Origin of the sequence: Nitrosomonas sp. H1_AOB3 (assembly GCF_015709435.1) — a bacterium.
Classification (GTDB): domain Bacteria; phylum Pseudomonadota; class Gammaproteobacteria; order Burkholderiales; family Nitrosomonadaceae; genus Nitrosomonas; species Nitrosomonas europaea.
In genome coordinates this window covers 328,864-343,436 of record NZ_CP054389.1, presented here as the reverse complement: position 1 = coordinate 343,436, position 14,573 = coordinate 328,864, and the positions used below count along the sequence as shown (strand labels likewise).

Genomic DNA, 14,573 nt, shown 5'->3' with positions numbered 1-14,573 from the left:
ATGCCGAGGAGTGCGACATAGCGAGCGCATGATTTTGCCGCAACCCTTTGGGGCACTGGTTTTGCAAACGGACTGCAGTGTTGAGCTCGTTGTGAAGGGGCCAACCATTCACTGCCTCACTCGCCTTGCATTCCATCCGCAAAACACAGTGTGCGGCCATGTGGGACTTAATCAGAGGTTCCCTCACTGAATCAGCATTATACCGGCTTCAAGTTATGGTACGCTTTAGGCTGAGCAGGTGGGGGAGAGTGTGGTATTTGACTGATACCGGCAGGTTATCGCAAAAATAGCACTATCCCGGAAATTTGGCTCGATTGCAGCAATAATGAATTTCAAGAACAAAATATTTAAGACCATCATGACACAAGACGAGCAGAAACGGGCAGTGGCACAAGCAGCCCTGCAGTATGTGCCGACAGGTGAAATCATCGGCATCGGAACAGGATCGACCGCCAATCTTTTTATCGATGAGCTGGCTAAGATCAAACACAGGATTGAAGGCGCCGTAGCAAGCTCCGAGGTTACTGCAAACCGTCTGAAGCAACACGGCATCGAGGTTCTGGATCTCAATTCCGTCGGCGAACTCCCGGTGTATATCGATGGTGCAGATGAAATCACCCGGAATATGCACATGATCAAAGGAGGCGGTGGTGCGCTGACACGTGAAAAAATCGTAGCGGCTGTTGCACGTAAATTCATCTGTATTGCTGACCAGAGCAAGCTGGTCAAGGTACTGGGAAAATTTCCACTGCCAGTAGAAGTCATCCCGATGGCACGCAGCTATGTCGCCCGGGAAATCACATTACTGGGTGGACAACCGGCCTGGCGTCAGGGATTTACTACCGACAACGGCAATATCATTCTCGATGTCCATAACCTGAATATCATGAATCCGGTTGAACTGGAAACTGCCCTCAACCAGATTGCAGGGGTAGTGACGAACGGTCTGTTTGCCAGACGAGCGGCCAACGTGCTGCTGATGGGTACCGACCAGGGAGTGGAGACCATTACAGTATAGATGCAAGGCTGATTGCTCTACCTCATTCTGGCAGGGTAATCAGCCCGTCAATCGCAGCATCCCCGGCACGGCGCTCTGCCTGTCATCAGATCATCATCATTGACGTATAAAATTACGCGACTATCTCTTTCCAGGATGCACAACATGGTCAATAAAGAACATTTCTCAAAAAAATTCGATGCTGATCTCGAAGAAATCCGTACCCGTGTCCTGCAAATGGGCGGGCTGGTCGAGGAACAGATCAAGAATGCGATCGAGGCACTGACTGAGGGCAATGAGCACATGATCGAACAGGTGATCGACAATGATCATCGCGTCAATGCCATGGAAGTGAAAATCGACGAACTCTGCTCCCAGATTATCGTGCGCAGGCAGCCGACCGCCATCGATCTGCGCATGATCATGACCGTCATCAACACTATTACTGATCTGGAAAGAATCGGTGATGAAGCAGCGAAAATCGCCCGTATGGCAAAACTGATTTACGCAGCGGATCGCATGTATACGCCGCGTTTCGTCGAAATACGGCATATTGCGGCCATTGCCATGGACATGTTGCGCAAGGCGCTGGATGCCTTCGCCCGGGTGGATCCGAACGCATCGGCAGAAATCGTTCGCCAGGATGAACAGGTGGATGAGGAATTCCGCTCGATCATACGGCATCTGGTCACGTTCATGATGGAAGATCCGCGCAAAATTTCAACCGCGATCGAGATACTGTTTGCAGCCAAGGCTGTCGAACGTATCGGCGATCATGCCAAAAACATGTCGGAGTATGTGGTCTACATGGTCAAGGGCAAAGATGTTCGCCATGTATCGGCAGATGAAATCGAGCGTGAAGTAGGCAAGTAAACAGTCTGGGGAAAACCGGAAATTATGCATGAATACTCTACGCTGGCAGCGGTCGATCTGGGCTCCAACAGCTTTCACCTGCAGGTTGCCAGAATAGCGGAAAAGCAGCTTTATCTGCTGGACAGTCTGAAGGAAATGGTACAGCTCGCAGCGGGACTGTCCGATGATCAGATTCTGGATGAAGCATCACAGAATCGTGCACTGGCCTGTCTGGAGCGATTCGGTCAGCGCTTGCGCGGATTCCCGCATCATGCAGTCAGAGTGGTGGGAACGAACTCGCTGCGTGTCGCCAGGAATGCTGCGGATTTTCTCCGCAAAGCTGAAAGTGCCCTGGGCTTTCCGATCGAGATCATTGCCGGACATGAAGAAGCACGGCTGATTTATCTCGGCGTCGTGCACAGTCTGCCGATCTCTGATAACCACCTGCTCGTAGTCGATATCGGTGGGGGATCGACCGAGCTGATCATTGGTAACCGACTGAAATCCAACAAACTGGAAAGCCTTCCCGTAGGCTGTATCAACCACAGCCTGCACTTTTTTCCTGACGGAAAAATTACCAAAGGATCACTGAAACAGGCCGAGCTGGCAGCACGCACTGAAATACAGGCCATTGCAGCCGAATTTTCCTCATCCCACTGGCAAAAAGCTTACGGCTCTTCCGGAACTGCGCGTGCACTGGCCCATATCCTCACATTGAACGGCTATAACAATGGCAACAACGAGGAAGTCATCACGCTTGCAGGATTGGAAAAATTGCGTGAATTCCTGCTCAAAACCGGTGATATCAAAAAGCTGGAAATCACGGGATTGAATCCTGCCCGTAAAGCGATCATCGCGGGCGGATTTGCCATCATGTCAGCCGTTTTCACGGAACTGAATATCGACCACATGGCGATTGCCACCGGCGCACTACGCGAAGGCGTGCTCTACGATATGCTGGGGCGCTTCCACAAGGAAGACACACGTGAAATATCTGTACAGGAATTCATGCAGCGCTACCGGGTGGATCCGGTACAAGCGGCCCGTATCGAATCACTCGCGGTTACGCTCGGCAAACAGCTCCTCGCCGACCATCCTGATACGGAAAAAGTGGAAGATGCACTGAAACTGCTCTCCTGGGCGGCACGTTTACATGAAATCGGCATTTCAGTAGCTCATACCGGTTACCACAAGCACTCCGCTTATATTCTCGACAATGCCGATATCCCCGGTTTTTCCAAAATGGAGCAGTCCCAGTTGAGCCAGCTGGTACTTTCGCATCACGGTTCACTTGTCAAAACCCGGGACTTCCTCAGCCAGCCCGTCAACTTTGCCCGCTCGATCGCCTTGCGTATCGCCACTATTTTTTACCGCAGCCGCACGCATATCAATCTCCCGGACATGACACTCTCCATGGACGGGAAACGCTGCACGCTGCTTATCCCACAGGCGTGGCTCGAACGCAACCCGCTGACCGGCACACTGCTGAATAATGAAACCGAGACGTGGGCTAAAGTGGATATCGATTTTCGTATCGAGAACCGGGTGGATGGTCGTCGCACCAAATCCGGCGCGGCCTAAGGAATCTCTGGTCAAGCTCTCCATGAGCCGCATTGCAGGCAAAATCGTGATGATCGATCAGAGGTTCCCTAAGACCTATCGCTGCCAGCATTCGGCAACAACCCCATCTGAACCCCTGACACCCGTCTGGGTCAGCGTCAGTGTCCCGCAGGCATCCCCTGCCATGGAACCTTCCGGAACAGCTTCCAGCGTGTAGGTATTGCGGGTAAGTGTATCTGCAGAAAACTGGACAGTATATCTTGCAGTACCCGTTCTGGGTGACTGCGAAACTGGCAGCACAAAATTTTCGTAGCTGTTGGCTTCGGTATAATTTCGTTCGAGTAATTGCGCCATTTCCAGCAGGATACCCCTGGCCTCAGCTCGATTGGCACGGCGTACATGTTCCTGATAAGACGGATAGGCAATGGCCGCCAGAATCCCGACAATCGCCACGACCACCATCACTTCGATCAGCGTAAATCCACTGTTTCCTGTATATATCCGAGTCCTGCTCATTTAACTGAACCTCCTGCTCACTGTAGCTGTTTCCAGGACCGGCGCGGTGGCGGAGCACCGTTGCTGATCGTTACCTTCTCAACCGCTCCGGTCGTTGTGGCTGCAATCAGGTGCGTCAGACTGCCGGCACTGATAGCTACCGATTCACTGCGAATTCCGTCTGACCCCACTGCGGCAATCACCCGATCAGTACTGTTCAGCTTACCGTCACCATTGGTATCGAACTGTGGTTTGGGCATCATTCCGCCAGTTTCAGCGTCCAGCAGCATCAGCCAGTTGCGCCCGCCTGCTTCACATGGATCGATGGAAGGAATCAACGTGGTGAAAATAATGCGCCCGAAATTCAGCATGGGCATGATGACTGAACGCTCACCCTGCTGCGTCCCTTCCGGTGGCTGCAGCAGATCGATATACCAGCCGCGTTTGGTCGACCAGTCGACTGAATGATCGGATACAGTACGCTCAAAAGGCGGGATGACTGTTTCAGCCGTAATGGTTTGTTGCTGCAGCACACTGCGATTTGTTTCTGCAATCGAGCTGCCTTTGTCCCAGATCCCATACAGGCTTTGCACCTTCTTGTCGGTTTTATCACTTTCAGCGACAAACTGACCAGTACCAAAGAAAATCATATACCCCCCCTGTTTGTGGTAACCCACTTCCAGTGGCGAAGTAATCGGTTGCGCCTGATTGCTGGCATTTCTGGCAGTAAAGAGCGGCACACTGGCACTGCCAGATTTATATGCTACATCCCATTGGGTAGAATCGGATTGTGATAGATCAAACTTCCACACATTTCCCCGCAAATCACCCGCATAAACAATATCGATAATCTTGTCGCCATTGGTATCGACCAGCGCCGGAGTGGAAAGACCGTTATTTGTACTGGTACTAGTCGGAATTTTTTTGATCAGCGCTCCCGTCTGCAGGTCGACGATGAACAGCCAAGCCCGATCACTGTTACCGTTATAGCCATTACCGATGATCGCTGCCCAGGAGCCATCATTCAACCGTGCAATTTTTGCCTGGCCATGCACATAACCCAAATCAGCATCGGTAAATTCCCACAGAACATCCGATTCGGAAAAATTGACCGGATCAGTAATATCCAGCGCAAATACACTCTTACCACCCCCCCCCAGCGTTCCCAGCAACACTGTTTTCCAGGCAGGTGTCGCACCCATGTAGGCGTCGCCGACATAAGCATTGCCATCAACAAAATAACGGTGGGTATAGCTGGAAGCAGTCAGACGGTTCAGCCCGGAGTAAACGGCTGCCGGAACGTAAGCAAACAACTCCACACCCATCTCAGCATTAAACGCATGCAGCATGCCATCATTTGCCCCGGTATAAACCACCGGGGTACGACTGTTGTTCGATTGTCTGTAACTATGATAGGACGCCTGCCCCGGCGTTGCAGCCGGCAGGGAATCGTAGCTGAAATCCAGCGATTTGATATACAGCAGATCCGAGTTGACAATATCGCCCAGCACCCCGTTATTACGGTTGCGGAAACTCCCTCCCTGACTGATTTCACCACTTTTATCGCCCCGCAGCCATCCGATACGAGCCATCCCCTGCCCGTCATCGACGCCTGATATATTCTTATCCAGCGCCGCCTGCTGTGCTGTGGAAAGTGAGGAAAAATTAGCGACAGCGAATGCCAGACCACTCGTCCCGTTATGCGTAAAAATCGACCGGTCGGTATGCTCCGGCAGCTGTGAAGAAGCTTCCCACTGCAATTCCCCCAGCGATCCGTCGGATTCCAGATTGAACGCCAGCAGTTGTCCGCTCCAGTCCGCACTGTTGAATTTCGCCTGATAGATCTGTGCACCGGTGTTGAGCCGGCTGGTATTGGTTGTTACCGCAGCGGCAGAGCTGATTCTGGCAGTCATATTATTGAGCGCACTGCTCAGCCCGCTGGCAAAGGTAACCGGGTCCTGCGCACTGAAAAACTCACCCCGGCTGTTGACAGCAGCATGCCAGAGATCATCGATCTTCGCAGCTTCACTTTTTGTAGGATCAGGCCAGCCTGTCGGTCCGCCAGAGCTGCCTGGCAAACTGGACAACGTACCTTCAACTCCCAGCCCAACTGTAAAACTTACCATGTGCTGCCAGAAAGCCGGATCCCTGGCATTGGTCGGCACCTTATTGGCCAGATTAGAACGCAGATCAGTTTTCCAGTAATGCATCGCTACATCAGCGAGGGTATCACTGTATTTATCTGAGTAGGGTAATACCGGTTTGTACTGATAAGTCGCAGGGGTGGCATTGGGAAAATGGTTGATATGTTTTTCACCATTGGCATTATCTGAATTGCCCGATCCGGAAAATGATGAATCGCTCCAGTAACCATCCGTCATCAGAATATGATAATTCTGTCGGCATATGGGTTGAACACCGCCACTCTGCCCCGGCGTATCACTCCATGGCCCTTCGTCATCTTCGCGCATCAGGTATTTGCCGACACCATCCGTCGCCGCAAGTAGTGGCGTACCATTATTAGAAACAGTGTGCTGATACAATTTATCGAAAAAATTGGTTCGATCAGATCCGGAAAACTGCCTGACACCGGTGATGAGCGTACTGGTGGATTTACCATCTATGGTAGTACTTCCCTTATTGATCGCGCCGAACGCAACACGCATGTTGCTACCCTGTGCTGCAAACGCACGGCCGACCCCCGCTCGCGCCAACAACACACGGGAACGGTAATAGGTGTACCAGTTGGCGAAATTCTGAATTTCCTCGTCGTAGGTACACGTCGATGCGGCTGCACAATCGGTACGGCCAGGCCCCCCGGTATAGGTCTTGCCGGATTTGATTTCAACCTGTGTATAGCTGCTGGCTGAATCAATGCTACCGCTTCCCTTATATTGGAAATAAACCGCCGGATAAAATGTTCGAGACTCGGTTGTTACTTTACCCTTATCTTTTCCTGAGGCTATAGTCGTCAACGTACCATCATTATTGAGCCAAGTCGCACTTTGTGTATTGTTCGTGGTTAAGTTACGACAGTGTGTGGTAGGATCATTTTTACTAGAGATGAGCCATGGATTATGCGGTGCACACGTAACACTGGCATTATCCATCAAGGATCCATCCGCTTTGCTCCATGGCAGGTAGCGCACCTCCGGGTTGTAGTAAATTTTATTGACATGACTAGAACGTAATTTAGCCGTATAGCCATTATTTGCATCAAAACCAACCACATAGTTACTGTAGGTATTTCCCCCATAAGTGCCCGTTCTAACGGGATAAACAAAGCGTACATCTTTTGTAATCAATCCTTCTGGCATGATTTCGAACTGCATCGATCCGGAATCATCCAGCGTGAAAATGATGTTGGGATCGACCGCGGTCGTCAGAAACAGTGGCACATCAGACAACGATAAAGCCGCCTGAACAGGTAATGGCATCAGAACGAGCAGCAATACCGCCCTCCGGATAGCCGATATGATATAGCCGGTTTTCATTTCAGACTCCTTTTCTCATCTCCGATAGGTACTCTGCAACACCACCATCGTTGCATCATTTCCTCCCACTCCGCGGGCAATGATGCGAAACATGCTCGCGTTCAGTGATGAACCGGATTGCTGGGCACTACCACTGTCCCCCATCAATGGAACATTGGGAAGTTGCTCGACCACGTAGCGAGGCTGGATGGCTACGCCATCCATGGTGACATCGATCGTTTTGCCACTGGTTTCCCAGTCCTGCCAGTTGACGGGATCGGGTACCGGGAAATCTGCGTGGTGGTACAACCCATCCGAGCCGTTGAATTCCGGAAGAGTGACTTGCTCAAGGAAACGCTCACCCGATCGCAGGGCGGCTTCTGCCGCCTGGAAAGCAAGCGTCTCATCGCGCAGATTGCCAGCCATTCTTTCTTCCAGCAGCGTCCCCTGCATGGCGGTTGTACCCATCAGCGTGAAGATGATCAGAAAGATCAGCCCGGTCACTAGCACGGCACCCCGCTGCCGGGAGACAATGCTTCCCCCATCATTGCGAACACTGGAAGGATGTCGTTTAGTGTCGCCAGAGTCTGATGGAAGAATCGAATCCATATTGTTCCTCTCAGGAAGCACGGTTGCGCAACGAAATCACGGTAGAAAATACCTGGCGCAGCCGCCGGTCAGCAGGCACTACTGCTGCACCATTGAATGTATAGGCCTGCGGCTGGCTGGCAATACCATCTTCCACGGATTGCACCAGCAGATCGATGCGCACACTGACCACAGCTTCCCAGTCGGCTACCTGATCCGCTGTGCGGTAAATATCGGCTGCCCGATCTCCATCAGTATCCTCACCGTACTGGATCTGCATATTCTCTATGCCCTCGACCAGTTCTTCGATATTTCCTCCGCTTCTCCAGTAAAGCGCAGGAATTCCACGAGGATTCAGCCGAATGTAATAAATCCTTGTGCCAATACGCGCTATTTCTCCACCGGTAAAAGTCCGCCCCAGTGCGGCCGTGGAATTGGGCTTACCGGCTCCACCATCGTGTTCTATGGTGTCCTGACCGCCTGAGGTACTGATACCGGTAACCTGGAAAATGGCGGCCCCCTGGCAGTTACTTACCAGAACAGCATCATCGGCCTGCAATCCGCTACCGGACGGGATATTCAAACCGGCAGAATCTGACGGGTGTGAAAGTACATTGGCGCCAATCCCCTCCACCCCTCTCACTACAATGACATCCCGGCTCCCCTGCGGAGAGGTCACTTCAGATGGCAGGGCGGGTGCCCAGCCATTTGCACCGGCTTCAAATCCTTCCAGAGACTGGTCGAGCCTCCACAGGAATCCTGTAGCGTCTTCCAGAACATTGGTTACCGCAACACCATCACCTGCGCATCCCCGGTACCCTGCCATACGAATGTCGCGGGACAAGAGTTGAAAGGCGTAACGGGCATTTTCCTGCAGCCTTGCCATCGCTTCATTGACACGGTAAGTATTCTGGCTGGAAGACAGTACGGTTATTATTCCGCCCAGCAGCACCAGTCCGATAGTCATGGCGACCATCATTTCCACCAGCGTCAAGCCCTGCTGATTCCGGCTGAATGTGTGATTTCCCCGCATGCTTTCCATGACCATCACAGCCGGGTAGTCATGGCAAACTGCTGGGGTGCCACGGCACCACGACTATCGTCCCACTGGATCAGAACGGTTACCTTATTGTCTGCATCTACATCGATACTTCCCAAACCTTCCGGCAGCCGCAAGGCAAGTTCATTGAGCCAGTTGCTTACATCCTGCCCGGAAATAGTCTCTCCGGCTGGCACTGCATCTTCCAGTAAATGGTTATAACTGCCTGCGCCCGCTTCGATCCGGTTGGCGCGCATACTGTCCAAAATGCCGTACGCCATCACAGAGGCAGTCGAACGAAAGCTGGCGCTCTGGTTGTGCATCAACCCGGCTGTCTGCAACCCTGCCAGTCCAAGCAGCCCGACCGACAGAATGATGATTGCCACCAGTACCTCGATCATGCTGACGCCTGCTTGGGTATAGGTAAACGCAGAACGGCGATAAGTACTCAGCATGGCGATATCCTCTCCACTCTTGGACGACCGGCATTATTCACAACGACATTACGTCCGCTGGCCTGGTTACACAGGCTGAAAATTCCATTGGCAAGATTGCTGCTCCCCTGACTGCGCCCGTTGGGCAGATAAGAAACCCAGTTGGTGAAATTCCCTCCTCCACCCAATGTACTGCCATTCAATCCCGGAAAAACCCGCAACACTTCGTCTCCTCCATCAACCGTGCCTGCCGTACCCGCATCGCTGAAAATCAGCCAGCCATCCTGCCAGCTACTTCCATTGGTACAGGATGCACCATCCGAACTTTTACAGATCGTTACCCTCATCCCCCGTTTCACCGCTTCGGAGCGAGCATAATGCAGCGAAGTCATCAGCTCGTTCGCCTGCGTGGTCAGGCGCGATTCCCTCATCAGTGACTGATAGCTCGGCACAGCCATGGCAAGCAAAATGGAAGCAATACTGATGGTGAGCATCAGTTCGATCATGGTGAAACCTTTGCTGACAGCTTCAGTCATCCCCGTTTCCATAAATAAAGCCGGTTCTTGAAAGGTAATGGCAGAAACTAGCCTGGCACCTCTATTTTTCCCGGATGTACTACGGGCCAACGGCTGTAATCCACGAGAACTTTAGTTTTTATGAATGACCGGCCGGTCAGGAGCAAAACAGAAAACGAAGGCAGAAGATGGACATGGCCGGTTGAAGAACCCCCAAAAAACAGGAACTTTCAACCGGCCATCAAGAGAAGAAAATTACAGTCAGAATACAAAATTACTGCCGGCAGTACATTTTTACAGCTACCGGCGTCGGGTCAGATCAGTTTCCAGGTTTAGTGATCATGATCCGATTTCACTGCTTTCAATTTACCGATCTGTTCGGGAGTCAATATGCTGCGAACGGCTTTGCGCTCATCGATATGGTACTTGATCATTTCATTGAAGCTGTCGATATGCGCCTGCCCCAGTTTATGCAACGTTTCATCGTCGGTAGCTGGTTCGCCAACAGCTTTGCGGAATGCTTTCATGCTTTCCATCATTTTTTGTTTGATACGCTCATGCGCCTGCTTGTCCTCTTTCAGATGAAAACGCACGATTTTTCCGAGCTGCTCATCGGAAAGACCCAATGCTTCAGCCTGCATGGCAACACTGTGGGCGTAGCTGGGTGGATGCCCATGATGCTCCATATCTCCCTTTCCGTGTCCGCCATGACCCGAGTGACCACCCCCTCCCTCGTGCCTGCCTTTTCCTTCTCCCTGACCTCCCTGTCCGTGCCCGGCATGGCCTGAGCCACCCGAATGTCCCTGGCCTGCACTGCCACCCTGATGCCCCTGATGCTGATGCGCATCAGCCAGGATAAGGTAACTGGCTGTTCCTTGCCGGATCGGTGTATCAGTGACTGGGGAAACGGCTGTTGCCGTGGTAGCGGGAATGGCAAACAAGGCACCGATGAGGATGGATAGGCCGGTCGATCTGATATTCATGTCATTTCTCCTGTTGTAGAAATCCTGCAAAACACGCTGGACAACCTGTTTTTATACAAAGTTATGAAACCGGGAAAATTTCTCGGCATAATCCGTTTTCCATTATCCTGTGACTGGCATTGTTCTGTTCTGCCCCTATCTGCGGGATAATTCTGACATGATATCCGAAAACACAATCGAAGAACGCCTGCAAGCATTGCGTGCAGCCATTGCGTTACATGACTTCCATTACTATGTTCAGGATGCACCGGTCATTCCGGATGCAGAATACGATGCACTCTTCCGCACCCTACAACAACTGGAACAGCAGTATCCGCACCTGGTCACGCCGGATTCCCCGACACAGCGGGTAGGCGCTCCACCGTTAAAGGTATTTGCACAGCTCACCCATCAGACCCCCATGCTGTCGCTGGCCAATGCCTTCTCTGAAGAAGAAGTGACTGCATTTGATCGACGTATCCGCGAAGCGCTGAACATAGACAGAGTCGATTATGCTGTCGAGCCCAAATTCGATGGGCTGGCTATCAGCCTGATTTACGCGAACGGTATCCTGACAAAAGGTGCCACCCGGGGAGATGGTTATACCGGAGAAGATATCACGCTGAATTTACGCACGATTCCATCGATCCCTCTGCGACTGCAAGTGCCATTCCCGACCGGCCAGTTCGAGGTACGCGGCGAAGTAGTCATGCTGAAAACGGATTTTGAGCGCCTCAATGAACAACAGCGAAAGAACGGTGAAAAAACTTTCGTCAATCCGCGTAATGCTGCTGCCGGTTCGCTGCGCCAGCTAGATTCCCGCATCACCGCCGCGCGCAGACTGACTTTTTTTGCCTACGGCATTGGTGCTTACCATGAAGATCAGCCGATTTTTTCGACACACAGCGAAATTCTGGCTTATCTTGCTGCGCAGCAATTTCTGGTAGCACGACAAAGCAGCACAGTGATGGGTGCAGACGGGCTATTGGCCTATTACCGTGAAATAAATGCTATACGTTTATCTCTGTCTTATGAAATCGATGGTGTGGTGTACAAAGTCAACGATCTGGCACAACAGGAAAAGCTGGGATATGTCTCGCGCGCCCCTCGCTTTGCCGTTGCACATAAATTTCCAGCACAGGAAGTCAGCACTGAACTGCTGGCGATCGAAATCCAGGTGGGGAGAACCGGTGCCCTGACTCCGGTAGCACGCCTCGCCCCGGTATTCGTGGGAGGTGTAACGGTCACCAATGCCACTCTGCATAACGAGGACGAAGTGCAGCGCAAGCAGATCATGATCGGTGATACCGTCATCGTACGGCGGGCGGGCGATGTCATTCCGGAAGTGGTTGCCGTGATAGTGGAACGGCGGCCCACCCACGCTCAAGCATTCGTCATGCCGGACCATTGTCCGGTATGCGGATCAAAAGCCGTTCGTCTGCCAGATGAGGCAGTTACTCGTTGCACCGGGGGGTTATATTGTCCGGCGCAGCGCAAGCAGGCAATTCTGCATTTTGCTTCCCGCCGCGCCATCGATATCGACGGGTTGGGAGAAAAACTGGTTGATCAGTTGATCGATCGCGAGCTGGTTCATACACCTGCCGATCTGTACAGACTGGATATCGATACGCTGGCCGGCCTGGAACGCATGGCCGGGAAATCTGCCCGTAATCTGGTTACAGCCATTGAGGACAGTAAAAAAACCACGCTGCCACGCTTCATCTATGCACTGGGTATCCGCCATGTCGGAGAAGCAACCGCGAAAGCACTTGCCAGCCACACAGGCGATCTCGATCGTCTGATGGATATGAATGCCGAACAGTTGCAACAGATTCCGGACATCGGCCCGATCGTTGCGCAAAGCATCGCAGACTTTTTCTCCGAGACCCATAACCGGGAAGTAATCGAACAACTGCTGAGTTGCGGGCTGCAATGGGAGAAACCCAGCCATATTGCTCAACCATCATCGCGGACGAACCTGGCTGTTCCCGGCAAAACTTTCGTTCTGACCGGAACTTTACCGACCATGACGCGCGATCAGGCCAAAAACAGAATCGAACAACAGGGCGGCAAGGTAACCGGCAGTGTTTCATCCGCCACCAGTTACGTCGTCGCCGGATCAGACCCCGGCAGCAAATATGCCAAAGCCATCGAACTGGGTATCCCGGTTCTGGATGAAGATCAGCTGCTGTCGCTGCTGCGGGATACTTCTTCCAGTGAATGATGGCAGGGCGAGTGACCGGTGCCTGTAGCTGCTGAATTCCTCTGTACGCTGATTACGTGCATATTATCCCGTTCTATATAATGAAGCGGTGCAGAGGTACTGGATCTAACGGCATTCTGCAGTAAACGAATAATTTCTAATATAAAAATCAATATGCTTGCAATCATCGGTGGCAGAAGTATGAATAAACTTGCCGGTCTGGAAGTTACACATCGCCAGGTCATGAGAACACCTTACGGCGAACCTTCCGGTGCATTGATTTTTGGCACGATCGGTACACGGGAAATCGTTTTCCTGTCCAGACATGGCCACGGTCTTACCATTCCCCCTCACGCAGTTAACTATCGAGCCAATATCTGGGTCTTGAGCACACTGAAAATCAAAACGATCATTGCTGTCGCTTCAGTTGGCGGTATTCGCAAAGACATGGGACCCGGGAAAATTGTCGTTCCTGATCAGATCATCGATTACACCCACAGCCGGGAAGCCACCTTCCATGGCCGTTCCAATGGCACGATCATCCATACTGATTTCACGCAGCCCTACTGTTCGCAGACGCGGACAAGCCTGCTGCAGGCAGCCCGGGATGCGGGTGAATCAGTCATCGATGGCGGTGTCTACGCTGCCACCCAAGGCCCCCGATTCGAGACTGCTGCCGAAATCAATCGCCTGGAGCGAGATGGTGCAGATTTAGTAGGGATGACAGGTATGCCGGAAGCTATCCTTGCCAGAGAGCTGGGCATTTCCTATGCGACCATTGCTGCTGTTGCCAATCATGCAGCCGGGCGCGGAGAAAGCATACAAGCCATTCCGCTGCAGGCTGCCCATCTCGCGCTGGAGAATGCGATGGGAAGCGTCAGGAATATACTGGAACACCTGGTAAGGAATCACGATGATTAAACCTGTACTGAAAATGGGCGACCCGTGCCTGCTGCAACCCGCACACCGTGTCGATCAGCTAGGCACACCGGAGCTTGAAGAATTGTTGCAGGACATGCAAGATACGATGGTCGCACTCAACGGTGCCGGACTGGCCGCCCCGCAGATCGGAGTCAGCCTGCAAGTAGTCATATTCGGGGTTGAGCACTCTCCGCGCTATCCGGATGCTGAAAATGTACCGTTTACCGTGCTGATCAACCCCGTACTCACACCGCTGACCGAACGGATGGAAGAAGACTGGGAAGGTTGTTTGAGTATCCCGGGAATGCGCGGGCTGGTCCCTCGCTACACCCACCTGCGTTATCAGGGCGTGGACGCAGCCGGTGCTTCCATCGACAGAACCGTCACAGGATTTCATGCGCGTGTGGTACAACACGAGTGCGATCATCTGAACGGAATACTCTATCCCATGCGGATCAATGATTTACGCAAATTCGGCTATACCGACACACTGTTCCCGGGCCAGACAATCGCGGATGACTGAGTCATCACACA

The 14,573-nt window shown here is 52.4% G+C and carries 13 protein-coding genes; 6 read left to right on the top strand and 7 right to left on the bottom strand.

All coding sequences use genetic code 11. The features are described from left to right. The first annotated feature begins 358 nt into the window (after positions 1-358). The 3 genes from rpiA to ppx all read left to right on the top strand — a co-directional run bounded on the left by rpiA (position 359) and on the right by ppx (position 3,430). Positions 359-1,018, top strand: a complete 660-nt coding sequence (gene rpiA / locus HRU73_RS01670; RefSeq protein ID WP_011112295.1) for a ribose-5-phosphate isomerase RpiA — start codon at positions 359-361, stop codon at positions 1,016-1,018. 144 nt (positions 1,019-1,162) lie between these two features. Continuing rightward, positions 1,163-1,870: a phosphate signaling complex protein PhoU gene (phoU, locus tag HRU73_RS01665; protein WP_011112296.1), complete on the top strand. Its 708-nt coding sequence runs from the start codon at positions 1,163-1,165 to the stop codon at positions 1,868-1,870. Between the two features lie 24 nt (positions 1,871-1,894). After that, positions 1,895-3,430, top strand: a complete 1,536-nt coding sequence (gene ppx / locus HRU73_RS01660) for an exopolyphosphatase (RefSeq protein WP_287399183.1) — start codon at positions 1,895-1,897, stop codon at positions 3,428-3,430. A gap of 75 nt (positions 3,431-3,505) precedes the next feature. On the opposite strand, the gene HRU73_RS01655 is transcribed toward ppx, so the two are convergent. From HRU73_RS01655 to HRU73_RS01625, 7 genes are all read right to left on the bottom strand, one after another. Beyond that, positions 3,506-3,925 (bottom strand): type IV pilin protein, encoded by a 420-nt coding sequence (locus tag HRU73_RS01655; RefSeq protein WP_276679298.1) that lies wholly within the window; start codon positions 3,923-3,925, stop codon positions 3,506-3,508. 17 nt (positions 3,926-3,942) lie between these two features. Further along, positions 3,943-7,398 carry a pilus assembly protein gene (locus HRU73_RS01650; protein ID WP_287399181.1) on the bottom strand — a complete coding sequence of 1,152 codons (3,456 nt, stop codon included), beginning with the start codon at positions 7,396-7,398 and terminating at the stop codon, positions 3,943-3,945. Between the two features lie 15 nt (positions 7,399-7,413). Beyond that, the gene (locus HRU73_RS01645) at positions 7,414-7,986 is read right to left on the bottom strand and encodes a pilus assembly PilX family protein (protein WP_287399180.1); all 573 of its coding nucleotides are present in this window, start codon (positions 7,984-7,986) and stop codon (positions 7,414-7,416) included. A gap of 10 nt (positions 7,987-7,996) precedes the next feature. After that, positions 7,997-8,998, bottom strand: coding sequence for a PilW family protein (locus HRU73_RS01640; protein ID WP_287399179.1), 1,002 nt, complete (start codon positions 8,996-8,998; stop codon positions 7,997-7,999). A gap of 14 nt (positions 8,999-9,012) precedes the next feature. Beyond that, positions 9,013-9,459, bottom strand: a complete 447-nt coding sequence (gene pilV / locus HRU73_RS01635; RefSeq protein ID WP_287399178.1) for a type IV pilus modification protein PilV — start codon at positions 9,457-9,459, stop codon at positions 9,013-9,015. Continuing rightward, complete coding sequence (locus tag HRU73_RS01630; RefSeq protein WP_287399177.1) at positions 9,453-9,974, bottom strand: GspH/FimT family pseudopilin; 522 nt, start codon at positions 9,972-9,974, stop codon at positions 9,453-9,455. The genes pilV and HRU73_RS01630 overlap by 7 nt, the downstream gene beginning before the upstream one ends. Before the next feature lie 311 nt (positions 9,975-10,285). Beyond that, positions 10,286-10,936: a Spy/CpxP family protein refolding chaperone gene (locus tag HRU73_RS01625; RefSeq protein ID WP_287399176.1), complete on the bottom strand. Its 651-nt coding sequence runs from the start codon at positions 10,934-10,936 to the stop codon at positions 10,286-10,288. 157 nt (positions 10,937-11,093) lie between these two features. Between HRU73_RS01625 and ligA the strand changes: the two genes are divergently transcribed. The 3 genes from ligA (at position 11,094) to def (ending at position 14,562) form a co-directional block, all read left to right on the top strand. After that, positions 11,094-13,139, top strand: a complete 2,046-nt coding sequence (gene ligA, locus HRU73_RS01620; protein WP_287399175.1) for an NAD-dependent DNA ligase LigA — start codon at positions 11,094-11,096, stop codon at positions 13,137-13,139. 153 nt (positions 13,140-13,292) lie between these two features. Then, positions 13,293-14,039 carry an S-methyl-5'-thioinosine phosphorylase gene (locus HRU73_RS01615; protein ID WP_276679604.1) on the top strand — a complete coding sequence of 249 codons (747 nt, stop codon included), beginning with the start codon at positions 13,293-13,295 and terminating at the stop codon, positions 14,037-14,039. Then, on the top strand, positions 14,032-14,562 hold the full coding sequence (gene def, locus HRU73_RS01610) for a peptide deformylase (RefSeq protein WP_287399174.1): 531 nt from the start codon (positions 14,032-14,034) through the stop codon (positions 14,560-14,562). The genes HRU73_RS01615 and def overlap by 8 nt, the downstream gene beginning before the upstream one ends. Positions 14,563-14,573 lie beyond the last annotated feature (11 nt).

What these genes read in the sequence shown, in the direction of transcription:
- HRU73_RS01650 (WP_287399181.1), bottom strand. Translation starts at nt 7,398, where the DNA reads ATGAAAACCGGCTATATCATATCGGCTATCCGGAGGGCGGTATTGCTG.
- pilV (WP_287399178.1), bottom strand. Translation starts at nt 9,459, where the DNA reads ATGCTGAGTACTTATCGCCGTTCTGCGTTTACCTATACCCAAGCAGGC.
- rpiA (WP_011112295.1), top strand. Translation starts at nt 359, where the DNA reads ATGACACAAGACGAGCAGAAACGGGCAGTGGCACAAGCAGCCCTGCAG.
- HRU73_RS01640 (WP_287399179.1), bottom strand. Translation starts at nt 8,998, where the DNA reads ATGCGGGGAAATCACACATTCAGCCGGAATCAGCAGGGCTTGACGCTG.
- HRU73_RS01645 (WP_287399180.1), bottom strand. Translation starts at nt 7,986, where the DNA reads ATGGATTCGATTCTTCCATCAGACTCTGGCGACACTAAACGACATCCT.
- phoU (WP_011112296.1), top strand. Translation starts at nt 1,163, where the DNA reads ATGGTCAATAAAGAACATTTCTCAAAAAAATTCGATGCTGATCTCGAA.
- ppx (WP_287399183.1), top strand. Translation starts at nt 1,895, where the DNA reads ATGCATGAATACTCTACGCTGGCAGCGGTCGATCTGGGCTCCAACAGC.
- HRU73_RS01655 (WP_276679298.1), bottom strand. Translation starts at nt 3,925, where the DNA reads ATGAGCAGGACTCGGATATATACAGGAAACAGTGGATTTACGCTGATC.
- ligA (WP_287399175.1), top strand. Translation starts at nt 11,094, where the DNA reads ATGATATCCGAAAACACAATCGAAGAACGCCTGCAAGCATTGCGTGCA.
- HRU73_RS01630 (WP_287399177.1), bottom strand. Translation starts at nt 9,974, where the DNA reads ATGACTGAAGCTGTCAGCAAAGGTTTCACCATGATCGAACTGATGCTC.
- def (WP_287399174.1), top strand. Translation starts at nt 14,032, where the DNA reads ATGATTAAACCTGTACTGAAAATGGGCGACCCGTGCCTGCTGCAACCC.
- HRU73_RS01625 (WP_287399176.1), bottom strand. Translation starts at nt 10,936, where the DNA reads ATGAATATCAGATCGACCGGCCTATCCATCCTCATCGGTGCCTTGTTT.
- HRU73_RS01615 (WP_276679604.1), top strand. Translation starts at nt 13,293, where the DNA reads ATGCTTGCAATCATCGGTGGCAGAAGTATGAATAAACTTGCCGGTCTG.